At 52.0% G+C, this 22180-nt stretch carries 20 protein-coding genes, 1 tRNA gene and 1 pseudogene; 9 read left to right on the top strand and 13 right to left on the bottom strand.

Annotated features, from left to right (window positions below; translation table 11 throughout):
- Positions 1–111: IS66 family insertion sequence element accessory protein TnpA (gene tnpA / locus BMI79_RS24625; RefSeq protein ID WP_425272365.1), on the bottom strand; the 111-nt coding region annotated here is incomplete at its 3' end.
- Between the two features lie 306 nt (positions 112–417).
- Positions 418–834 carry a hypothetical protein gene (locus BMI79_RS21055; protein ID WP_083704509.1) on the bottom strand — a complete coding sequence of 139 codons (417 nt, stop codon included), beginning with the start codon at positions 832–834 and terminating at the stop codon, positions 418–420.
- 118 nt (positions 835–952) lie between these two features.
- On the opposite strand from BMI79_RS21055, the pseudogene BMI79_RS21050 reads away from it, so the two are divergent.
- Positions 953–1206 (top strand): annotated as a pseudogene (locus tag BMI79_RS21050) (IS1 family transposase); the annotation flags it as partial.
- 146 nt (positions 1207–1352) lie between these two features.
- Here BMI79_RS21050 and BMI79_RS21045 read toward each other — a convergent pair.
- The 11 genes from BMI79_RS21045 to ccmA form a co-directional block, all read right to left on the bottom strand.
- Positions 1353–1685 (bottom strand): hypothetical protein, encoded by a 333-nt coding sequence (locus tag BMI79_RS21045; RefSeq protein WP_076944102.1) that lies wholly within the window; start codon positions 1683–1685, stop codon positions 1353–1355.
- Between the two features lie 444 nt (positions 1686–2129).
- Positions 2130–2891: a phospholipid-binding lipoprotein MlaA gene (gene mlaA / locus BMI79_RS21040; protein ID WP_076944101.1), complete on the bottom strand. Its 762-nt coding sequence runs from the start codon at positions 2889–2891 to the stop codon at positions 2130–2132.
- 31 nt (positions 2892–2922) lie between these two features.
- A complete protein-coding gene (gene ccmI / locus BMI79_RS21035) occupies positions 2923–4134 on the bottom strand; it encodes a c-type cytochrome biogenesis protein CcmI (RefSeq protein ID WP_076944100.1) in 1212 nt (403 codons plus the stop codon).
- Positions 4134–4601 (bottom strand): cytochrome c-type biogenesis protein, encoded by a 468-nt coding sequence (locus tag BMI79_RS21030; RefSeq protein ID WP_076944099.1) that lies wholly within the window; start codon positions 4599–4601, stop codon positions 4134–4136. Before BMI79_RS21030 ends, ccmI begins: the two co-directional genes overlap by 1 nt.
- Positions 4598–5149, bottom strand: coding sequence for a DsbE family thiol:disulfide interchange protein (locus BMI79_RS21025; RefSeq protein ID WP_076944098.1), 552 nt, complete (start codon positions 5147–5149; stop codon positions 4598–4600). The genes BMI79_RS21030 and BMI79_RS21025 overlap by 4 nt, the downstream gene beginning before the upstream one ends.
- Positions 5146–7116, bottom strand: coding sequence for a heme lyase CcmF/NrfE family subunit (locus BMI79_RS21020; protein WP_076944097.1), 1971 nt, complete (start codon positions 7114–7116; stop codon positions 5146–5148). Before BMI79_RS21020 ends, BMI79_RS21025 begins: the two co-directional genes overlap by 4 nt.
- A complete protein-coding gene (gene ccmE / locus BMI79_RS21015) occupies positions 7113–7607 on the bottom strand; it encodes a cytochrome c maturation protein CcmE (protein WP_076944113.1) in 495 nt (164 codons plus the stop codon). The genes BMI79_RS21020 and ccmE overlap by 4 nt, the downstream gene beginning before the upstream one ends.
- Positions 7608–7609: 2 nt before the next feature.
- A complete protein-coding gene (gene ccmD / locus BMI79_RS21010) occupies positions 7610–7843 on the bottom strand; it encodes a heme exporter protein CcmD (RefSeq protein ID WP_076944096.1) in 234 nt (77 codons plus the stop codon).
- Entirely contained in the window at positions 7840–8577 is a 738-nt protein-coding gene (locus BMI79_RS21005) for a heme ABC transporter permease (RefSeq protein WP_076944095.1), read from the bottom strand. Before BMI79_RS21005 ends, ccmD begins: the two co-directional genes overlap by 4 nt.
- Before the next feature lie 81 nt (positions 8578–8658).
- Entirely contained in the window at positions 8659–9318 is a 660-nt protein-coding gene (gene ccmB, locus BMI79_RS21000; protein ID WP_076944094.1) for a heme exporter protein CcmB, read from the bottom strand.
- The gene (gene ccmA, locus BMI79_RS20995; protein WP_076944093.1) at positions 9318–9950 is read right to left on the bottom strand and encodes a cytochrome c biogenesis heme-transporting ATPase CcmA; all 633 of its coding nucleotides are present in this window, start codon (positions 9948–9950) and stop codon (positions 9318–9320) included. The genes ccmB and ccmA overlap by 1 nt, the downstream gene beginning before the upstream one ends.
- Positions 9951–10348: 398 nt before the next feature.
- On the opposite strand from ccmA, the gene BMI79_RS20990 reads away from it, so the two are divergent.
- The 8 genes from BMI79_RS20990 (at position 10349) to BMI79_RS20955 (ending at position 22153) form a co-directional block, all read left to right on the top strand.
- Positions 10349–10423 (top strand) — tRNA-Arg (locus tag BMI79_RS20990).
- Positions 10424–10506: 83 nt separating this feature from the next.
- Entirely contained in the window at positions 10507–11997 is a 1491-nt protein-coding gene (locus BMI79_RS20985; RefSeq protein WP_076944092.1) for a helix-turn-helix transcriptional regulator, read from the top strand.
- A gap of 343 nt (positions 11998–12340) precedes the next feature.
- Positions 12341–13666, top strand: coding sequence for an alpha/beta hydrolase-fold protein (locus BMI79_RS20980; protein ID WP_083704507.1), 1326 nt, complete (start codon positions 12341–12343; stop codon positions 13664–13666).
- 196 nt (positions 13667–13862) lie between these two features.
- Positions 13863–16511 carry an alpha-amylase family glycosyl hydrolase gene (locus BMI79_RS20975; RefSeq protein ID WP_076944090.1) on the top strand — a complete coding sequence of 883 codons (2649 nt, stop codon included), beginning with the start codon at positions 13863–13865 and terminating at the stop codon, positions 16509–16511.
- Positions 16512–16624: 113 nt separating this feature from the next.
- A complete protein-coding gene (locus BMI79_RS20970; RefSeq protein ID WP_076944089.1) occupies positions 16625–17230 on the top strand; it encodes a class I SAM-dependent DNA methyltransferase in 606 nt (201 codons plus the stop codon).
- A gap of 236 nt (positions 17231–17466) precedes the next feature.
- Entirely contained in the window at positions 17467–18693 is a 1227-nt protein-coding gene (gene alr / locus BMI79_RS20965; RefSeq protein WP_076944088.1) for an alanine racemase, read from the top strand.
- 324 nt (positions 18694–19017) lie between these two features.
- Positions 19018–19470 (top strand): Globin, encoded by a 453-nt coding sequence (locus BMI79_RS20960; protein WP_076944087.1) that lies wholly within the window; start codon positions 19018–19020, stop codon positions 19468–19470.
- Positions 19460–22153: a PAS domain-containing hybrid sensor histidine kinase/response regulator gene (locus BMI79_RS20955; RefSeq protein WP_076944086.1), complete on the top strand. Its 2694-nt coding sequence runs from the start codon at positions 19460–19462 to the stop codon at positions 22151–22153. Before BMI79_RS20960 ends, BMI79_RS20955 begins: the two co-directional genes overlap by 11 nt.
- Positions 22154–22180 lie beyond the last annotated feature (27 nt).

The following is a 22180-nucleotide window of genomic DNA, read 5'->3' as shown; positions in this document are numbered from 1 at the left end:
GGTGGCCGGGTTCAGGTCATGCAGTCGGCAATAATGCTTTTTAGACAATCCACTCTGTTGCCAGGCGTCGAGATGTTGTTGCCGTTCACTGTGAGAATACTGTTTTGTCATATTTTGCCTCAGGTTCGTTGTATTGAATGAAGGCAGCATGTGGCAGCAGAGTTTTGTTAACAATATGAGTTCGCCGGACGCTTACGTCCAAGTTAATTGGACCTTTAGTGGACCACACCCGCACTGATTTTTTACCCAAGGTTAACCAATAACCAGCCACTTCCCAGGGAAACATTTCCCTGGGGATAACATGAATTCATATTTTGTTACTTTCTTGTCTTCTTTTTTAAATCATTTTAAGTATGTAGGGTTACATACCAAAAATGGTTTGAGTTTATTGCTATTAAAGGGTTTGTTGATGTAATTTTATTTAACTGAGTAATAAGCCGTTAATGCAAGAAATGAATAGCTTAAGAAAAATATGAAGGATGATTTAAAAGTATGAATCAGTGAGTGCTTATTTCTTTTGATTTCTGATAAGTCATGAAGTCGTGCTTTCTGAGTGTCACCGTCCAAGTACTTTCTTATGTTTTCTTCAATTTCTTTCTCTATTATGGAAAATGGGCGTTTATCACTTAATTTACTATAAATACGATAAGTGAATAGGATAAATGTTATTGCAAGAGCGCAAAATAAAGCAAGACGTTGATCTACACTCCAGCAACCTAGTGTAGCTATGAATAACCACACTCCCTCCTTGTTCACAGAGGACCTGAATTCATCAATGTGAATTTCATAGGCATGTAATTTGCTTTTAATCACTTCATTGTTTTCACTGTGCATTATGAATTCCTTTCGCTATTATTCAGGGGTTTGAGGAATAACGGAACCAGAAACACCGTTTATTGGTTATTTAAAATAGACAACATTAACTAAATCAATATAATAATTTCTTTTGGTCCGCACGGATGAAACTTGCCGCGAATTGCTGGCATTACTAACCCCGCTCAATGTTGGCATGATAACCAGTGATGACTGGAGTTGTTATCGTCGGGAGGTCCCGAAGGTTAAACATCTGACGGACAAAATATTTACTCAACGTATTAAACGTAACAACCTGACATTACGAACCTGTATGAAGAGCCTGGCCCGTAAAAAACCTGCTTCTCACTGTCGATTGAGTTGCATAAAAAGGTCATAGGGACCTTCATCAAAACTATCACCAAACCTTGTTATCAAGGTGAGAAGCCCGCAACGTTACCTCAGTTCCAAGCCATAAGCATTACAAACTAGAAAGGTCGAGAAAACATATGATATGTTATTTCCCACTATACTTAACCTGGTTTCTCGCTATTTTAATTTTACATGCCAGGCCCATTCCACTCAAGTTTATATCTAAGATTCTCTGGTACAAGTGAAAAAATTTTGGCTATACTTTTCACTTGTGCGTTATAAAGCATACTTTTATTAGAATCGCACTCTTCATAGTAACTGCGAGCATGATGATTTAAAAACCAAAAATCAGCATCCTCAAACTCTTCTGATGTGAGCAGAATATAAAAACCATGTATCAACTGCGACTCATAGAAGCAAGACTTATCTCTGATTCGATAAATTAATCGCCATGTAGTAACAGACCGTATATGTGGAAGTGCCACTTGTAACATTTCTAAGTATACATCATTTTTTTTCATGCTCCCCCCTATTTACATTCAATCCAGGGGCCCCCCTGGATTCGTGTCACACAGTGAGTCTACCCACAATAAATTTACATTGGTTTCAAATTGTAATTATTTGCTAATAAATGTCTACTCAATTGGGCTATCATAAATGATTATTGCTTGCATTTACGAACTGGTCAGTATGTCCGAACAGAACCTGACTCTATGCGCTAAGCTCTTTTCGCTTCCGATTGGGATCCCCTTTTGATTTCTTGTTGAACTTTTGCGGTTGCCAGGCCGCAAGGCGTTTTAACAAATCAAAGGAGGTCTTTTAGCTGACTTAAAGTTGAAAACTTTACTGCCCCGCCAACCTAACTGGGGATTTTCCATAGACAAAAAAAACGCCTGTGACGGCGCTTTTTTATGTTTTTCTTATCGAATAAAACCGCAAGAAAACGGGTTTCTATAAAAAGAAGCTTAGTGAGATGAATCGATCTCGTCTAAATCCCCCTGAATCGCCTTAGCATTGGGGTTTTCCTGCGGTTTGAGCACGCCGCCGCTGGCCTTGAAATCATGGCGCTGGAAGTAGGCTTCGCGCGTCAACACGTAAGGATCGGAAGAGTTTCGCAGCAGGCCATCGGAATCCAGCAACCGCGCACGGGTTTCCACCCCTTCCACCGCCCACTTACCTGCCGACATCCAGAAGGTCAGATAGCTTAACATTGGATAAACGCTATCTGCCCAGTCACCACCGTCTTCACGAATAGTAAAGCTGCCATAAACCGGCAGATGAACATAAGGGCCGTAACCCACACCGTAATTACCCAGCGTACCGCCAAAACGACGAGCATCTACGCGCGCCAGTTTCGGGTTAGCCATGCCAGCCACATCGATCAACCCGCCCATCCCCAGCAGGGTATTCAGGAAGAAGCGGTTGAAATGGATCATGCCTTGATATGGGTTACCGCGCAGAAATTCGTTCACCATGCTGGCGGGCTCTTCCAGGTTGGAAGTAAAGTTGCTTAAACCATTACGTGCTGGCATCGGCACGTAGTCACGCCACACAACCGCGACTGGGCGCACCACATAAGGATCCATCACGTTGTAGTTAAAGTTAAACATCGCCCGGTTGAACCCTTCAAGGGGATCAGAACGCCCTTGCGGTTCATTGCCAGGTGCGCTGGCGCAGCCCACCAAAAGTACCGTTGCGAAAGCCAGCCCAGTCAGGCGAAAGTTCATATTCTTCTCCATGAAACCCATTCAGTTTTTATCAGGGAACCTGCTTGTCTATCTGGACGCTGACCTGCTCTTTGCCGCTGAATTTCTGTAACGCGCTTTCACCAAACCAGTCACCCGGCTGTGGAGTCACCAAACCATCCAATGAAAGCCGCACGCGAACCTTCACCTGTTGCTGCGCCGAAAGCAGGCGCTCCGGCATCATGGCGCTGCTGTCATCCAATGAAAATGACAGCGGGAAACGGCTCAGGGGCAATTGCTTCACGGCGACCGGTACCGGGCTAACACCATCGGTCACCGAGACGATCAGCGTTCCTTGTTGCGGTAATGCTTTTGCCGCTTCTGGCGACAGTGTGACATTAACCACAAGTTTAACAGTTTCTTCTCCTGCCTGTACTTTTGCTTGTTCAATACTGCGCTTGATCACGTCAATACGCGGATCGTCAGCCGGTAATAACTTCAGCATCACCTGCCAGGCATTGATCGCCTGCTGAAAATCCCCTTGTTCAAACGCGTTGAACGCCAACAGGCTAAACACGCGAAGATTGGTATGATCTTCTGCCGCCATCTTACGCAGCATATCGGTAGCTTGCTGATTATCTTGCGGATCGTTGGAGCGCGTCAACACTTCGGCATACCCCAGGCGCACGTCCATATTATTCGGATCCAGGCGATAGGCATGGGCGAAAGCCTGCGTCGCGGTGGTGGCGTTATTAAGCGCCATCCCAACACGGCCCAGCAGCATCCAGTCGTTGATGTTTCTATCATCGTCCTGCAACGCAGTGCGTAACCCCAGCCCAAGGCGGGCAATCTCTTCCTGGGTTAGCGGCTGCGCGCGCTCATCCGCCACGCGTTTGCGCAGTTCAGGCAGTTGGGATTCTACCTGATGCCAGGCCCGAACCTGAGCCAACCCACCGGTTTTCAGATAAAGCCCAACCGCCACCACGGCCAGCACCAGCACACCGGGCACTAATGCCCAGCGGTTGATAGGCCGCACGCGATCTTCCTGCTGCCCTGGAATATCATTCAACAGGTTCTGTTGCAGTTCCCGGATCATTTCAGGACGTTCTGCCACCACGCCCTGCTGTTCATCCTGCTCCAACTCACCAAGGCGATCCTGATAAAATGCCTTGTTCAGCGCATCACGGCTGGCCGCCGTATTCTCTTTGCTCTGACGTAATGCAGGGATCACCAGCAAAGCGGCCGCTCCTGCCAGCAGCACAATAACCATCAGCCAAAAAGCCATTAGGGTTTCTTCCTGTCAGTCTCTTTCAGCAACGCAGCGAGCCGCTGCTGCTCTTGTTCGGAGAAGTCTTCATGACCGGTATCCACCCGGCGATGACGGGTACGCAATATCACTACCGCCCCCCCGATCAACACAAACAGCAACGGCCCAACCCACAGGATCAGCGTCGCGGGAGTGACCGGCGGTTCATAAGTGACGAAGTTGCCGTAGCGCGCCACCATATAGTCCACCACCTGCTGCTTGCTCTGCCCTTGCATCATCAATTCGTACACCTTGGTGCGCATGTCCGCCGCGATGATCGCGTTGGAGTCGGCAATGCTGTTGTTCTGGCATTTTGGGCAGCGTAACTGCTCGGTCAGTTCGCGGTATTGCTGTTCCTGCTCCACCGAGTTGAATCGGTAGGTGTCGATCGCCGCCGCTGCGCTCCAACTCAGCAAGGCGGCCAGCATCAGAGTCATCAGCCTCATGCATCTCCCCCGTACTTGCGGTACAGCGGTAAGACTTCCTGCTGCCAGACGCGCTCGTTCATATCGCCTGCGTGGCGATAGCGGATAATGCCGTCACCGTCGATCAGGAAAGTTTCCGGTGCGCCATAAACGCCGAGATCCAGCCCCAGCATGCCATCACCGTCGAACAGGCTAAGCGCGTAAGGATTACCCAACTGATTCAGCCAGGTAATCGCTTTAGCCCGATCGTCTTTGTAGTTCAGCCCAACGACGCGAACCCCTTGCGCTGCCAGTGTGTTGAGGTATTGATGCTCAGCACGGCAGGTGGGGCACCAGGTCGCCCAGACGTTGAGCAGCATCGGTTTACCGTTACGCAGCACCGCCTGATCGAACGTTTTACCGGGTTGTTCCAGCGACTCCAGCTTAAAGGTGGGCACCGGTTTGCCGATCAGCGCAGATTCCAGCATGGTCGGGTCTTCACCACCGGCGTTGCGCGTCAGTTGCACCAGCAGTGCCACTACCAGCAGCAGGAACAGGATTAACGGAATAAACAATAATTTACGGTTCATGCCTGTTCCCCCGATGTGGTTGCACGTTTGAGTTTTTTGCTCATGCGGTAGCGCGGATCGAGAATACACAATACGCCACCAAGCGCCATAAACACGCCGCCGAACCAGATCCAGCGGACAAAAGGTTTGTAGTACAGGCGCACCGCCCATGAACCATCGTCCAGTTCCTCACCCAATGCCGCATACAGATCGCGCGTGAGGCCGCCGTCAATGGCCGCTTCGGTCATCATGCTGCGCGCCACGCTGTAGTAGCGTTTTTCTGCATGCAATGTGGCCTCTGGTTTCCCATTACGCGTCACGTCGATGATGCCAACGCCACCGGTATAGTTAGAACCACGGATGTCGTGCACATCACGGAAGGTGAAGCGATAATCGTGGATTTCCACACTATCACCGGCCTTCATGCGTACATCGCGCTCCACACTGTAGTTCTGGCTGAAAGCGATGCCAATGACCGTCACCGCCACCCCAAGATGGCCCAGCACCATGCCCCAGTGGCTGCGGGAAAGCTGCGTCAACCCTCGCCAAAAACCGTGGCGATGAGTCGCACGTTCGTGCAGCTCCATCAGCGTCAGCACGATCACCCATACGGCCATCAGCAGCCCGACGACCGTCATACCCGCGATGCTGTCTTGCAACAGCCACGGCAGCAGAATCGACAGCAGCAACGTTACCACCAATGCGACACCCAGGCGGCGCCACAGCTTGCTGGGTTCATCACGGCGCCAGCGTACCAGCGGCCCAATCCCCAACAGCAGCGCTAACGGCGCCATCAGCCAGGTGAACATAGTGTTGAAGAAAGGTTCACCGATGGAAATACTGCCCAACCCGAGTTGTTTATGCACCAGCGGCAGCAGCGTACCCAGCAGCACCACCAGCATGGCAGCGATCAGCAGCAGGTTATTGCCCAGCAGGAAGGTCTCCCGCGAGAAGGTTTCATGTTGCACCCGGCTGCGCACCTGCCCCCCCTTCACCGCATACAGCAGCAGTGAACCGCCGATGACCAGCACCAGATAGGCGAGGATAAACATGCCACGCGCCGGATCGGAGGCAAACGAGTGAACGGAAACCAGCACGCCGGAGCGCACCAGGAAGGTGCCCAACAGACACAGCGAGAAGGCGGTAATCGCCAGCAATACCGTCCAGGCCTTGAAGGTGCCGCGTTTCTCGGTTACGGCTAATGAGTGGATCAAGGCCGTTCCTGCCAGCCACGGCATAAAGGATGCGTTTTCTACCGGATCCCAGAACCACCAACCGCCCCAGCCCAGCTCGTAGTAAGCCCAGGCCGACCCCAGCACGATCCCCAGGGTCAGGAACACCCAGGCCGCCATAGTCCAGGGGCGTGACCAGCGCGCCCAGGCGGTATCGAGCCGCCCGGCCATCAACGAGGCAATGGCAAAGGCAAAAGCCACCGAGAAACCGACATACCCCATGTACAACAGCGGCGGGTGGAAGATCAGGCCGATATCCTGCAACAGCGGGTTGAGATCGCTGCCGTCGATCGGGAAGCTCGGCAAAGTGCGGCTAAACGGGTTGGAGGTCATGATGATGAACAGCAGGAAACCGGCGGTAATCATCCCCATAACTGACAATACGCGCGCCACCGCATCCTGCGGCATAGCGCGGCTGAACAGGGCCACCGCCAGCGACCAGCAGCTCAGTAACAGCACCCACAGCAGCAACGAGCCTTCATGCGCTCCCCAGGTGGCGGCAATACGGTAATACACCGGCAGTTGCGTATTGGAGTTGGCGGCCACGTAGGCCACGGTGAAATCATTGATGACAAACGCGTGCACCAGGCAGAAAAACGCCAGCGCAATAGCGGCGAACATGCCATAGGTCAACGGGCGGGCGGCGGCCATCATACGCTGATCCAGGCGCGCCGCCCCCCATTGCGGGTAGATACTCAGCAACAGCGAAATCGCCAGCGCCAGACACAGCAGAAAACTCCCGACTTCAGGCATCATGACTTGCTGCTCCCCGCCTGCGGAGTGACATAGGCTTCAGCCGGGCGTTGGTGATTGTCTTTCATCGCATCGGCCACTTCCGGCGGCGTATATTTTTCATCGTGCTTGGCCAGCACCTCACGGGCATTGACCACATTGCCTTCACCCAGCACGCCCTGCGCCACAACGCCCTGCCCTTCACGGAACAGATCCGGCAGAATGCCGTCATAAGTAACGTCGATCGCCCCACGGGCATCATACACTTTGAAACTCACCTGCAGGCTTTGCGGATCGCGCTTTACCGAGCCCGGCATCACCATGCCGCCAATGCGTAAACGTTGCCCAACTTCAGGCTTTTCATGTTTCTCACCTTTCCCTAGCAGAATTTCGCCGGGGGTATAGAACAGATCGATATTGGAGCGCAGCGCATACAGCACCAGCGTGGAGGTCAGCACGACACCGATCAGCACCACAATGGCCAGATAAAGGCGGCTTTTACGACGTGGATTCACAATCATTTCCCCCGTTGTTCTGCAGGTTGCGCGGCGGTTGGCTGTTTTGACTGGCGAATGCGCCGCTCGCGCGCCTGACGGCGGCCAACTTCATTCAGCAGTTGTTTACGTTGCCAGAAGGTGTGCAGCACCAGCCCCAACAGCGGAAGCAGCGTAGCAGCCACTGCCAGCCAGACGTAAAAAGCGTACCCTCCCATGGCAAAAAAGGCCTGCCAGGAATCGAAAGCGGCATTCATGATTGGCGCTCCTTATTAACCAGTTCGGCCACCCACGGGCGCTGACTCTCCTGGCGCAGGATCAGGTTGCGCAAGCGCATTAACGTCAGCGTGATAAAGAACAGCAGATAGCCGAGGATCGCCCAACGCAGCGGCGTACGCATGCTGGGCGCGATACTCTGCTGCATATTGGTTGAACCCTGATGCAGGGTGTTCCACCATTCAACAGAGAAATGGATGATCGGGATGTTAACCACGCCCACCAGCACCAGGATCCCGGCAGCTCGCCCGGCCAGGCGGCGATCGTCAAAGGCGTTATACAGCGCAATGATGCCCATATAGAGGAACAGCAGCACCAGTTCAGAAGTTAAGCGCGCATCCCATACCCACCAGGTGCCCCACATGGGTTTACCCCAGGCGGAGCCGGTGACCAGCGCAATAAAGGTGAATACCGCCCCAACCGGTGCCATGGCCGCCGCCACGGTGTCTGACATTTTCATCTGCCAGACCAAACCGATAAAGGCGGCGATCGCCATTGAGGCATAGATCCCCATCGACCACATCGCCGCCGGCACATGGATATACATGATGCGGAAGCTGTCACCTTGTTGATAATCTTTCGGCGCGAAGCCAAAGCCCCACACCCAGCCAATCAGCAGGCAAGCCGCACCGGCAATCCCCAGCCAGGGAACCCAGCGGCCACAAACATGGTACAGCCGTTCAGGCCGAGCAAATTGATGTAACCATTTCCACATTGTCGTTATCGCTCAAGGTCAAAGGTTCATTCGGTGGCCACTCCCTGAGAAATGGCACAAATTCTTTGCGCGGATACCGCGCTAATGCACGCTCACCCGCAGCGCCGCCGCGGTAGCAAAAGGGGCCAGCGTTACGCTGCCCGCCAGCATGGCACCCAGGATCGCCAGATAACCGTCGATCGGCATGCCCATCGACGCCGCATCGATGGCCGCCGTAGCGAAGATCAGCACCGGGATATACAGTGGCAGCACCAGCAAACTCAGCAACACGCCGCCTTTGCGCAGCCCGACGGTCAGTGCCACACCAATAGCACCAATCAGGCTCAGCGTCGGCGTTCCCAGCAGCAGGGTCAATGCCATCGCCGTCCAGGTGGGGGCATCCAGCGACAGCAGCAGTGCCGCCAGCGGCGACAGGATCAACAGCGGCAGCCCGGTAACGATCCAGTGTGCACAGACTTTGCCTAATACCGTCAGCGGTAGCGGCGTTGGCAGCAGCAGCAACTGCTCCAGCGAACCATCGAGAAAATCGTCACGGAACAGGCGTTCCAGCGCCAGCAGCGAGGCCAGCAGCGCCGCGACCCAGATAATGCCCGGCGCAATACGCGCCAGTAATTGCGGCTCAGGCCCAATGCCCAACGGGAATAGCGTGATGACGATTAGGAAGAACCACAGCGGGTTAACGATCTCAGAGCCTTTACGGAAGGCGATCTTCAGTTCCCGGCGCAGTAAGATGAAAAACATCAGGCGGCCTCCGCGCTATTAGCTGCCAGGCGGATCTTCCCTACCGCCCGTTGGGTCCCCGTTAAATCCTGATGCGTGGTAAGCAATACCAATCCACCGCTTTGTGCATGCTGTTCAAACAGCGCTGTCAGCTCAACTACGCCCTGCTTATCTATCGCCGTCAGCGGCTCATCCAGGATCCACAGCGGGCTGTTGCTGAGCCATAAGCGTGCCAGCGCCACGCGCCGCTGTTGGCCAGCAGAAAGCTGTGCTACCGGCAAGTCTTCATAGCCCACTAACCCGACCTGTTCCAGCGCCTGCCAAATGGCCTGGCGATCGACTGCCTGGCGCACGGCCTGATAAAACTGCAGGTTTTCAAACGGGGTCAGCATTGATTTAATCCCCGGCTGATGGCCGAGAAACAGCAAATCCTGATGATACTGCTCGCGGTGGCGTAAGGTATTTTTGCCGTGCCACAGCACTTCGCCCCCCTCCGGCCGCGCCAAACCCGCCAGAATACGCAACAGGCTGGTTTTACCCGCGCCGTTCGCCCCTTCAACCTGCACAATGTCGCCTGGGCTCACCGAAAAACTCAACCCGCTAAACAGAGAGCGTTCGTCGCGGATACAACTCAGGTCTTTGGCTTCCAGCATGGGGGGCTCGTATTTTTCCTTGGGATACCGAATCATAACATAAGCGGCATGGGGCTCGAAGCCCGCACCCGGCGACGAATCTACTCCATTAGGGGTAATATTACGTACCAGATCAAGATTGCGTAGGAAAAGTGGGCAGCGTGACGGTTTGACTGTTTTTCTGAACGGTAAAAGTGAGCGGTGCAGAAGGTGCTGGTCAAGAAAATCGGCACTGAAGAGCCAGGCACCTGAAACACGGGAAAAGCGGGTAAACGGCAAAAATTGTGACATAACACCGTGCAACAGACGAAATTCAGCGCATTTTGGTGAGGGAATAAGCAAACGCACCGCTAAGCGCTTATTCTGCGGGAAAAAAAAGGTATAATGCCCGGCGATAAGGCTAAAGCCCTTGCCGCAAGGTCCCCGTAGTTAAACGGATATAACAAGCCCCTCCTAAGGGCTAGTTACTGGTTCGATTCCAGTCGGGGGCACCAACATCCGCTATCACATGCCGATCTCCTGAAAAATAATAAGCCTGCACCCGACACATTTACTCTAAACATTCAGGCAAAACCTCATGGATGAATTCGAAGTCGCGTGGCACTGGCTTTTACAACAATTGACCAACGCAACCGGGCAGGAAGTACTCAAACTCGGGGATTCGATGTGGCGTTGTGAAGATCTGCTGCGTCTGGTAGAAAGCGCGGCTGCATCATCGAAGAACAATAATATCTCCTTGCAGAAGTGGTGTGAAAGCCTACGCCTTCTCAATCTGGGGTGGTATCCCGTGTGGCAGGAGTCGGGGCTCAGTTTCAGTATCACCTTCAAGGCCCTTAGCCAGTCAGCTAACTTGACACCGCTCTGGTGGCTACTACAAATCTGGTATTTGAGCCTGAGCCGTATCTATCCTTCTCTGGAATGGAGATTGGCCTGGCCTCAGTCCCAAAAAACAACGATACCACTGCACTTCAGGCTGCTTCCATCTCATTATGCCATCCACCCCACCCTCCATGTGGGCACTAAACAGCAACAAAACCCGCAATCCCACCTTAACGACATACTGAGCAAGCTCCTGCATCACCTGTCCCAGCAGGGATCTCAACCGCAAGGGCTGCTGGAGCAAGTCAAGCAACAGCTCACGCAAGCCTTGCCGACGCCCCCTCAATTGAGTGAATTGGCCGCCTTGCACAGTACGCCGCCACGCACGCTCCAGCGCAAGTTTCGAACGCTGGGGACCAGCTATAACCAACTGTTGGAGGAAGTCCGTCGCAATAATGCAATTAGCTTACTTTCTGTTAAACACTTCACCACCCAGCAGGTAGGGCAGCAATTAGGTTACAGAGATACACCGAGCTTTCAACGAGCATTTCGCAAATGGTTTTCCATGTCCCCCGGACAATATCGCCAGCAATACTATGAGCCTACATTCCGCCATGATGATGAGTTGCCCGCAGTCAGTCTCTACTATGCGATCCGTCAGGAAGGGCGTAAGGCACCGTATCACTGTGATGGAGCCAGAATCTGGATTGCCTTGCGCAACCTGTCGTTCGTCAAGTCCGTTACCGTCGTGGGTGAAGATAAGGATGGGCTATGGCGACCTTATAGCGCCACCTTTGAACGTGCATTAAGTAAGGAGCTTGAGTTATGGTCAACCTCAAATCTGCCTGTACATGCGCCATTTCGCTTTCATATTAAATATCAAGTCGGCGGAAAGACCCATATTGATAACGACCGGGGCCATGATTACTGTCTCGATGGTCCTGTGCTGTTAGGCTCGCAACCCGCAGTTTGCCATCAGTTGATCAGGGTCGTGGGCGCTGAAGGGAAAAACTCCGTACTGGTTCGTCTCTTCAGCCGCGATGAGTGGTCCCGCGTTAATGTGGTTTGCCACGACAATGCCCCTCCTCAGCCACTGCATGGCCGTCAACACTCCGGGGCTTGGGAATGGCAGGGGATAATAGATTATCCAGACACCCACCTGCCTCTGATATTCCATTTCCACCAGGTTGGCGGGGCTAAACTGATACTCGATAACAATGGCGTTGGATATTCCCCACAGTGTTTATAAGTTGAGAGAGGTCACACTCCAGCAAACTGGCATGAAATGCTATTTTTTTGGCGTTGCATGCTAGTCACATTCTTTTCTACCGCGATTAATATATAGTGCTGAGCTAAGCCAATAACACATATAGCCAAAATAATTCGAGTTGCTTGTAGGCGGCAACTGAATGAATCCCTAGGAGCTTACTCAAGTAAGTGACTAGGGTGAGTGAAGGCAGCCAACACCCAAGCAACTTGAAGTATGAAGGGTATAAGTGCACTATTATATTCGAGCTGCCTATACTCTGTCTGCAACTCGCGATATTAGAGCCTATGAATATTACTGTCAGAAGAAAGTAAAGAGAGAGCGGATGAATATAAACATTTCAAAGTACAGTTATGCCTTACTTTTAGCACCTTTTATAATAACCGCCTGTGATAATAAAAGTGAGCATTTACCAGCATCTGTCGCCCCCCCTAATACAGTGACGTTTTGCGTGGATAATATACCGGCCGGCACTGCAGAAGGAGAAAGTATCTATCTGGCAGGAACCATGAATGGCTGGAACGGGGGCAATGATCTCAGCGATCTTGAAAAAAAACCGCCGCTCCCTTTACAACCAGGCGGCGAACAGTGCCAATATAAAATTGACGTGCCATTTAACAAAATTGGCGACGTACACCAATTCAAGTTTACGCGTGGTAGTTGGGATTCAGAAGAACTGGATGAAAATGGATACGCCATTCATAATCGCCGCGTTATTTTTGATGGTAAAAATAATACTCTGCATTTCTCGATAAAAAAATGGAAAGACCTAGAAGGTGGAGTAAAAGAAAAACCCTCAACATTGGTAGGTAAGGTTGAAACTCAGGTGTTTAGCACCCCGCAACTCACTACAGCGCAACGTACCGTCAGAATCTATCTTCCTGCAGGTTATGATCAGAATAATGAGTCTTACCCTGTGCTCTATATGTTTGATGGGCAGAATCTTTTTGATGAAATTACCGCCGGATATGGCATGGAGTGGCAGATTGACGAAACGCTTGAAAAGCTCGTCAGTGAAGGAAAAACCAAAGGGGCCATTGTGGTCGGCATAGATTCTCCGAATAAAAATGATGACACCGAACTGAACCCTGAAGTTAATAGGGAATATAAAAAAGCACGCTATCGTGAATATACGGCCTGGGAATGGGATCTTCCTGGTACGGGGCATATCGATCCTCTTGGCGAAGAGACCAGTGATTTTATTGCTGGTGTCGTCATGCCCTATATAGAGAATAATTATCGGGTGAATATCAGCCGGGAAACTACCGCTTTGGCAGGTAGTTCTATGGGAGGATATATGACCCTGTACGTAGGCACTCGCCTGAAAGAGCGCTTTTCTAAACTCATGGCTTTTTCGGTTGTCGCACAAGACGATCCTATGCACGGCTATGAATTACGCACTTATATCGAGCAGAACTCTGATCCCATTAACTATCCGACCCGGATTTATATGGATATGGGAACTCAAGAGCGTTTAGCTTATGCACCAGAACCAGAAATGCTGATTGAAGGTATGCAAGCCATGTGCAGCAGCCTGAAAAAGGCAGGACATTCTGATGTTTCCTGCCCGTTAATCAGCGGAGCATTACATGATGAAATATCGTGGTCAGAGCGTTTTGCCGATGTTTATATGGCGACAATGGAGAGGTAACGCCCTAGGGAAAGAGGTTTTTGTGCACGTTATTGCCTGATGATTTTTATGCGTCAGCCACACGCATAACGTGAAGGTTATCACAGAGTCGCAGGCTGGCATCATATATCACTATTATGGCGTAAAATGCTAATTTAATTTCCCTGATCTCTCGCAAGAATGCTTGATAGTTATTCATAGAGAACTGGGAAAATACATGAACATAGTAAGAAAGGCGCGTTTGGGCTTACTGGCTACGGCGGTGTCATTCGTCATAGCCGGTTGCTTCGATAGTAATGACCACGGTGAGCAATCCTCTTCCTACCGCCATGTCGCCTCGCCTGATTGGCGCGATCAGATCATCTATTTCCTGATGATTGATCGCTTCAACGATGGAGATAGCTCCAATAACGATCAGGGGACAGGAGAGTACGACCCCACCAGTGACAAGAAGTTTAGCGGTGGTGATATCGCAGGCGTACAGCAGAAACTGGATTACATAGCCGGGCTTGGTGCGACCACTGTCTGGATGACACCGCCCGTAGCTAACCAATGGTGGGATCCTGCCCAAAATTATGGTGGCTACCACGGTTATTGGGCTCGTGATATGCAAAAGATCGACGAACATTTTGGCGATCTTAAACAATATCAAGCGCTAGCCACTGAGCTACACCAACGTGGCATGTATTTGATCCAGGATATCGTCGTGAACCATGTGGGTAACTACTTTACCTACTCGGGTACCTATGACCCGGCCCAACCTTGTCATGGCTTTGAACTGATCCCAAATTCCTTGGCGGCGGGTCAGAGCCTGCCCTCCCCTCTGAACCTCAACCAGTGCAACAGTCCAGAGTCACAGCAGGCGGCCATTTACCACTGGACGCCCCAGATAGCCGACCACAACGATCTGAACCAGCAGCTAACCTATCAGTTGTCCGATCTTGACGATCTTAATACCGCCACCCCGGCAGTACGCGATTACCTCAAACAAAGCTACCGTTACTGGATTGAACAGGTCGGCGTGGATGCGTTCCGGGTTGATACCGTCAAATTTGTCGAGCATGATTTTTACCACGACTTCTTCCATGGCCAGAATGGCATCCTGGATAAAGCCAAGGAAACTGGGCGCAACGACTTTTTAAGCCTTGGCGAAATCTTTGAAGCTTCCACCCCCTACAACACAGAAGGTGAGGAGAAACTCATCGCTTATCTGGGTACCAAGGAAAAGCCCGAACTCGAGTCAATGCTTAATTTCCCTCTTCAAGCGACCATGTCACAGGTGTTCGGGGGCGGGCGTCCAACCGCGGAGTTGGGCTTTAGACTGCGCAAAATGATGGAAATGTATCCCGATCCCTATCGGCTGGGTAACTTCATCGAGAACCATGACATGGCACGTTTCCTCGCTCAGGCGAATCTGAGCGATCTCAAGCAGGCCCTGTTCACCATGCTGACGCTGCCGGGAATACCTGTTCTCTACCAAGGCACAGAGCAGGCTTTTACCGGCCATCGTGATGCCATGTTCGGGCATGGCTACCGGGAAGATGGCCAACAGATTGATTCTTTTGATAGCGACTCAGAGATGTATCACTTCATTCAAAAGTTGACCACTCTGCGTCATCAGCACAAGGTGTTGTCACGGGGCAATTTAACCATTCTGGCTGAAGAAAAAAACGGGGCCGGTGTTTTTGCCTATCGCCGTCACATTGATGGTGATGACCTTTTAGTGATCCTCAACACCGCACAGGAGACAATACTGCTAAACCGCATGGAAACAGGATTAGGTGGGAATACTCGCCTGCGGATCCTAAATACTCTCAATATGGCCGAGAGTCAGGAGATAGTGACCGCAGAGGACGGTACCCTGACGCTTGCCCTGCAACCCAAGTCGGCAATGATGGTGATCGCAGAGGGCGGTGGGCAACTTCCCCAACAGGATCACACAATGGCACTGTTGACGGATCTGCAAGGCAAGATCCTGGATAAAAATTTCCCACTCACCGGGACGGGAACGCCGGGCAGCCAGATAAGATTGGTCATTGATGGCCGCTTGGGAACGGCTGACAGGATTACCGTGGATGAAAACGGCAACTGGCAGGGGCTGCTCAACTTGCGTCATTTCCAGGTAGGTTTGCAATCCCACCGCCTGGCGCTCTACGAGGAGGCCAGCGGCAGTTCAACTGCGGATGTGCACTTCCAGAGCCGTGTCAGTTTCCCCGATTTACCAAGCATCACGCTTGATGACAGCGGCGATGCTGGAAATGGCACGGGTGGCCCGATGGGCAACTACCACTTGCCAGAAGATGCCAGCTACGATAAATCAAACCCGCAATTGGCAATAGAGCAGGCCAAGGTATTCCAGATTGGCAGTAACGTGCGCCTGAGCTTACAAATGGCCAGCGTCTCAGACACCTGGTTACCCACCTTGGGGTTCGATCATGTGGGCTTCAGCATCTTTATCCATCTGCCCGGCCAAGAGGGGGGGCTAAGTATGCTGCCTAAGCTTAACGCGACTATGCCAGGTGGCCAGACATGGCATCGGCAGGTGCTGGCGTTTGGATGGCAAAACAGTCTTTACAGCAGCCAAGGTGCCACTTCAGATCAACTTGGAGAGTCTATCACTCCGGCCCCAACAATCACGGTGGACAAAGCTAGCCGAACAATTAACTTCGATTTTGCAAGTGCAGCCCTTGGGGAGCCAATGAGCTTGAACGGCATCCAATTCTATGTCACAACCTGGGATCTTGATGGCCTTTCAAGTACCTATCGCCCACTGCAGAGAGAGCCCGCTCTCTGGAGTTTTTCCGGGGGCACAGAGCAGGATCCATTGATTTGGGACGATCTCCCTCTGATTAGGATGAACGATTAAACAAGGCGACGGGGTTTGGTCGCTTTAAAGGGCGACCAAACAGACTCAGGCCTTATACTTTTGACTTAACCTATTTATTCCTCAATAGAAACCGGATAAATGGCAACAGAACAGTGAACAATTCTGCAGCAAGAAACATTCTTTCCCTCTACCAACGCCATGCTGATGCTTTTGCCTGCCAACGTTCACGCGCGTTGTTTGAAAAAAGTTGGCTGGATAAGTTCATCGGTACGATCGGCAAGAAGGGGCACGTTCTCGATATCGGTTGCGGTAATGCTCAGCCGATTGCCGAGTATTTCATTCAACAGGGTTTTCAACTCACCGGCATTGATGGAGCCCCTGCGATGCTGGATCGCGCTCGCAGGCGTTTTCCCGAACAGCGTTGGTTAAAGCAGGATATGCGCGAGTTAGCGCTGGGCGATACCTTTGATGGCCTGATTGCGTGGGACAGTTTCTTCCATTTACCCCAACAGGACCAACAGAAGATGTTCCCGCTATTTGCACAGCACAGCCATCCAGGTAGCGCCCTGATCTTTACCAGCGGCCCCAGTAATGGCATAGCCATCGGGCAGTTTGCAGGTGAGCCGCTGTTCCATGCCAGTCTTGCACCGGAGGAATACCGCACGCTGCTGAATGAGAATGGCTTTGAAATTATCGATATGGTCATAGAAGACCCGCAATGTTCAGGACATACGATCTGGTTAGCAAAAAGAGAATAAAACTCCGCCAACGAGAGAACAGCATCGATAAAAAACGCTATCTAATCAAAATACTAGCCGCCCCTTTCAGCCGGTCAAGAACCGATTGACAATGCCCGTTTTCTAGCGTTTATTGCATCAAGTCGACATCTCCATACCCTGCTATCCCCCTTGTCGGCGTAACGCTAACCATCAGTAAAATCTAAAAAAACGATCTACCCTCAGGGATTTACCTTCTCTTATGCTAAGGAGCTAGCATGCCACTACCTTTACGTCATTTGGCTTTAATACCTCTGCTGGTCATCACCGCCTGCCATCAACCCACCCGGGTTACCGCCACCAACGCATTGCCTCTCTCGATCCAAAGCCAACCGGTGGTGGATAATGCCAGGATTGAGATTTCGCGCAGCGCGCTGGAATACAACACGCAAAAAATTCAGCAGTTGCTGGGGAATAAATCCACCCTCTGCGCCATCCTGAAAGGCGATGCCTACGGGCACGATCTCTCGCTGGTGACCCCGGTGATGCTGAAAAACAACGTTCAGTGCATCGGCGTAGCCAGCAATCAGGAGCTGAAAACCGTGCGTGAACTGGGCTTTACCGGGCGCCTGATGCGCGTGCGCAATGCCACCGAGCAGGAGATGCGTCAGGCGACGGATTACGATGTTGAAGAACTGATCGGTAACCTGGAGATGGCCCAGCGTCTGGATGCCATTGCCGCTCAGCAGGGCAAAACGCTGCGGATCCATTTGGCACTCAACGCCGGCGGCATGTCGCGCAACGGACTGGAGGTCAGCAATGCCACAGGTCTGCAAGAAGCCAAGGCGATCTCTCAATTAAGCCACCTGAAGATTGTTGGCATCATGTCGCATTATCCGGAAGAAGATGCGGAGGCGGTCAGGAAAGACCTCGCCCGTTTCAAAGTGCAGTCGCAACAGGTGCTGGATATTACCGGGCTCAAACGCAGTGACGTTACGCTGCACGTCGCCAACACCTTCGCCACGCTCACCGTGCCAGAATCCTGGCTCGATATGGTGCGCGTCGGCGGGGTATTTTATGGCGATACCATTGCCAGCACGGAATACCGGCGCGTGATGACCTTCAAATCTTCGATTGCCGCGCTGAATCATTACCCGCAAGGCAATACCGTGGGCTACGATCGCACTTACAGGCTAAAACGCGACTCGGTACTGGCGAATATCCCCGTAGGCTATGCCGATGGCTATCGCCGGGTATTCAGCAACGCAGGCCACGTGCTGATTCACGGGCAACGGGTGCCAATTGTTGGTAAAACCTCAATGAATACCGTGATGGTGGATGTCACAGAACTGAAGCAGGCGCGCCCTGGCGATGAAGTTGTGTTCTTTGGCAAACAGGGCACTGCGCAGGTTACCGCCGAGGAGGTTGAAGAGATCAGCGGTGCGCTGTTTACCGAGATGTCGATCCTTTGGGGGGCCACCAACAAACGCGTTCTGGTGGATTAACTTAGGCAATCTGGCTGCGGCGTTGGCCGTTGCCAGAAAAGATCCCCATTTAATACCTAGGTGTCGGTTCGCTTTTATTAATGCAATGAATAATATGTGATTTCCATCTTCCCACTGCCTTGCGCATCCCCTATGGTCAACTAGACTGTCTTATGCCAAACAACATTGTCTCTTGCCCGCAACTGGAATGTATGGTGCACTTTTATTGTTCATCCCTATGATGAGCCACCTCTCAATCATCTGGCTCACCAGCTCTGCGCGGGTGAAAGATAGCCTTAACGGGTCAAATCATTGCATACCTCCCCGAGGCTGAAGGAAAATGATATGAGCACAAATTATGAAGTGCTGTTCAATGACAGCTACGACCGGATGACCTCAGCGGACCAAGGGGATACCTTTTTCTCCCATTTCTATGCGTTATTCATCGAAAGCACCCAGGCGCTTAACGTCCTGCCGAGCCCGCAGGCTCATCAGGAACAGCAGAAAATAATCTACAAAGCATTTTTCTACATGCTGTCTGTCGCCACCAGCTACATCGTCTCCGACTATCTGGAACACGTCACGCGGGAACAAAGCGAACACGGCCTCAACTTACCCGCCTCGGTGTTTGCCTACTGGCGCCGCGCGGTGTTGCAAACCGTGCGCGATCTGGATCCGCAATGCGATGAGGAAGTGCTCACCGCCTGGGCAATTTTTATGGCCCCGGGGCTGGAGTTCATGCGCCGCCAGGCGGAGCTGCATCATGATGCCAGCAAAGAGGCACAGGATGAAAAATAATCTTTTATTCCCCGCATTGGATGTGATTCAAGCTGCGCTGCTGGTTTATGACGAGGAGGAGCGCCTGTGTTACTGGAATAGCAAGGTGGTGGAATATTATCCCGGACTAGCGGGGCAATTGCGCTCAGGCATTTCACTGGAAGAAGTGATCGAATGCGTGCTCGATACCAGCGATGCCCGCTCAATCCAGTTAAAAAAACCACAACTGACCGAAGCGGTACTCAATAACTGCCGGCAGGATGGTCATTATGAAATCCGTAATCTGCTGGAACGCACGCTATACGTGCAGCATCACCGGGTACCAGGTGGTGGTATTGTCAGCCTGCACACCGACATCACGCAATATGCCGAAATCGCCCACTCCGGGCAGGTCTGGCACAACAATTTCATTCTGGCGGCAGAAACCTCCCACATTGGGATTTGGGATTGGGAATGCACACAGGATCGGTTGCAGGTCAATGATGCCTTGTTATTGCTACTTGGGGTCAGCCGCGAAAACAGTCAATATACCTCCGCGCTGTGGCAACAGGTGCTGCATCCCGAGGATTTACCGCTGTTGTTGAATTGCCTGCAACAGGCCAACAACGCAGTTTTACCGGTGTTTGACTGTGAGGTTCGCATCAAACATCGGGATGGCGACTACCGCTGGGTGCTGATTCAAGGTCAAATCATCAGCATGGGCATACAAGGTGAGGTGCAACGCGCAATCGGCACATTGCAAGACATCACGGAGCGTAAAGAAGCAGAATTTTCGTCCCAGCAATCCGTCGAACTTGCCCGTGCGGCTAGCCGCGCCAAGAGCGAATTCCTTGCCAATATGAGCCACGAAATACGCACGCCGATGAACGGGATCCTCGGGATGACGCAGTTGTGCCTGGAAACCAACCTCAACAAAGAGCAGCGTGATTACATCAACATGGTCTATTCGTCCGCGCGTGCCTTGCTAAAGATCATCGATGACATTCTCGATTTTTCAAAAATTGAAGCCGGGAAGATCGTTCTGGAGGCCGAGAACTTTACGCTACGAACCCTGATTCATGAGATTACCCGGCCGCTAATGTCCAAGTTCGCCGAAAAAGGCCCCGAGTTGATCGTGGATATCGATCCAACGGTTCCGACTACGTTTTACGGTGATGCACTGCGCCTGCGGCAAATTCTGACAAACCTAATCGGCAATGCGCTTAAATTTACCCAAGACGGCGAAGTGGTACTGCGCATCGCCCCCTCACTTGCCCCTGCGGGGATGCTGACGTTCAGCATTACCGACACCGGTATTGGCATCGCTGAAGACAAACAGGCCATCATTTTTGAATCCTTCAGCCAGGCGGACACCTCAACCACGCGTAAATACGGCGGCACCGGGCTGGGATTGACCATTTCCGCCAGGCTGGTGGCGATGATGGGGGGTAAACTGCAGGTTTCCAGCCAGCCAGGGCACGGCAGTTGTTTTTACTTTTCCCTGCCGGTCAACGCTGATGCTGAGGTGATCCCCGTTCGCACTCCAACAACATTGCCCAGCTCCCTGGTCGATCTGGCCGTTTTGGTCGTGGATGACAATGAAACCAACCTGCGGTTACTGTTCGATATGCTACGCAATATGGGGTTCAAGCCACACACGGTGAACTCCGGCAAGGCGGCGTTGGACGTGCTGAACGCCGGCCGACGCTTCCCCTTGATTCTGCTGGATTCACAAATGCCGGAGATGGACGGTATGGCATTGGCACTGGAGATTATGTCCACGCCCAGCCTGCGTCAGTGTAAGCTGATCATGCTCAGCTCCATGGGCAACCGGATAGATACCGCGGTGCTGAAAAAAGTTGGCGTATCGGGCTTTCTGACCAAACCTATTGATACCGCCGAACTGCAAGAAACCATCATCCGCACGCTGATCCCTGAAAATCCCCATAAGCTCCAGCCAGTGGTGAGTGCTCCTGCGCAAGAGGTTAACAAGGGTTATCACATTCTGGTGGCCGAAGATAATCTGATCAATCAACAGCTGGCGATCAATTTCATCCGTAAACTGGGGCACACCTGTGAAGTGGTGGGCAATGGCAAGCTAGCACTGCAAAAACTGGCGCAAGAGCATTACGATGTGGTGCTGATGGATCTACAAATGCCAGAAATGGATGGTATTGAGGCCGTGCAGCAGATTCGCGCCAGTGAAAAACAGCAGCCAGGCAAACATCAACCGATCGTAGCCATGACCGCACACGCCATGAAAGGCGATCGGGAAATGTGTTTATCCTACGGTTTTGATGGCTATATCAGTAAGCCCATTTTGCTGGAAAATCTGGCGGGGGAAATTCAGCGGGTATGCGATCTTAGCCGGGAGGTGCCAGAGGCTCCGATCTTCGACTACTCGCAGGCCTTAGCCCAGTTGAGCAACGATAAAACGCTGTTTAACGAATTGGCAGCGATATTTATCGAGGAGTTGCCTGCCTTACTGGCATCACTGCATAACGCTATAGAGAAACAGGACTTTGACGCGATCCGGCGCAGCGCCCATCAGCTCAAAGGCGAATGCCTGCACTTTGTCTGTGCCCCGCTGGAGAGCAAACTCATCCAGATCGAACAGGCTGCTGCGGCTGGCAACCTGCCCACTATTCTGGCGCAAAGCGCTGGCCTGGAAGCTCTGTGTCAACAGCTTCAAACCTCGCTTGCTGCCACCCAAGAAGCCAGCTAAAACAGTGCCCTTGATGGGGAACGAGCC

The sequence above is a fragment of the Serratia oryzae genome (genome assembly GCF_001976145.1).
Taxonomy (GTDB): Bacteria; Pseudomonadota; Gammaproteobacteria; order Enterobacterales; family Enterobacteriaceae; genus Chania; species Chania oryzae.
This window is presented reverse-complemented; position numbering and strand designations above follow the sequence as displayed.

Excerpts from the sequence above, each read along its gene's own strand:
- ccmA (WP_076944093.1), bottom strand. The coding sequence starts at position 9,950 with ATGCTGGAAGCCAAAGACCTGAGTTGTATCCGCGACGAACGCTCTCTG.
- BMI79_RS21025 (WP_076944098.1), bottom strand. The coding sequence starts at position 5,149 with ATGAACCGTAAATTATTGTTTATTCCGTTAATCCTGTTCCTGCTGCTG.
- BMI79_RS20960 (WP_076944087.1), top strand. The coding sequence starts at position 19,018 with ATGAGCACAAATTATGAAGTGCTGTTCAATGACAGCTACGACCGGATG.
- alr (WP_076944088.1), top strand. The coding sequence starts at position 17,467 with ATGCCACTACCTTTACGTCATTTGGCTTTAATACCTCTGCTGGTCATC.
- BMI79_RS20975 (WP_076944090.1), top strand. The coding sequence starts at position 13,863 with ATGAACATAGTAAGAAAGGCGCGTTTGGGCTTACTGGCTACGGCGGTG.
- BMI79_RS20980 (WP_083704507.1), top strand. The coding sequence starts at position 12,341 with ATGAATATAAACATTTCAAAGTACAGTTATGCCTTACTTTTAGCACCT.
- mlaA (WP_076944101.1), bottom strand. The coding sequence starts at position 2,891 with ATGAACTTTCGCCTGACTGGGCTGGCTTTCGCAACGGTACTTTTGGTG.
- ccmD (WP_076944096.1), bottom strand. The coding sequence starts at position 7,843 with ATGAATGCCGCTTTCGATTCCTGGCAGGCCTTTTTTGCCATGGGAGGG.
- BMI79_RS21045 (WP_076944102.1), bottom strand. The coding sequence starts at position 1,685 with ATGAAAAAAAATGATGTATACTTAGAAATGTTACAAGTGGCACTTCCA.
- BMI79_RS21005 (WP_076944095.1), bottom strand. The coding sequence starts at position 8,577 with ATGTGGAAATGGTTACATCAATTTGCTCGGCCTGAACGGCTGTACCAT.
- ccmB (WP_076944094.1), bottom strand. The coding sequence starts at position 9,318 with ATGTTTTTCATCTTACTGCGCCGGGAACTGAAGATCGCCTTCCGTAAA.
- BMI79_RS20955 (WP_076944086.1), top strand. The coding sequence starts at position 19,460 with ATGAAAAATAATCTTTTATTCCCCGCATTGGATGTGATTCAAGCTGCG.
- BMI79_RS20985 (WP_076944092.1), top strand. The coding sequence starts at position 10,507 with ATGGATGAATTCGAAGTCGCGTGGCACTGGCTTTTACAACAATTGACC.
- BMI79_RS21055 (WP_083704509.1), bottom strand. The coding sequence starts at position 834 with ATGCACAGTGAAAACAATGAAGTGATTAAAAGCAAATTACATGCCTAT.
- ccmI (WP_076944100.1), bottom strand. The coding sequence starts at position 4,134 with ATGGCTTTTTGGCTGATGGTTATTGTGCTGCTGGCAGGAGCGGCCGCT.
- BMI79_RS21020 (WP_076944097.1), bottom strand. The coding sequence starts at position 7,116 with ATGATGCCTGAAGTCGGGAGTTTTCTGCTGTGTCTGGCGCTGGCGATT.
- BMI79_RS21030 (WP_076944099.1), bottom strand. The coding sequence starts at position 4,601 with ATGAGGCTGATGACTCTGATGCTGGCCGCCTTGCTGAGTTGGAGCGCA.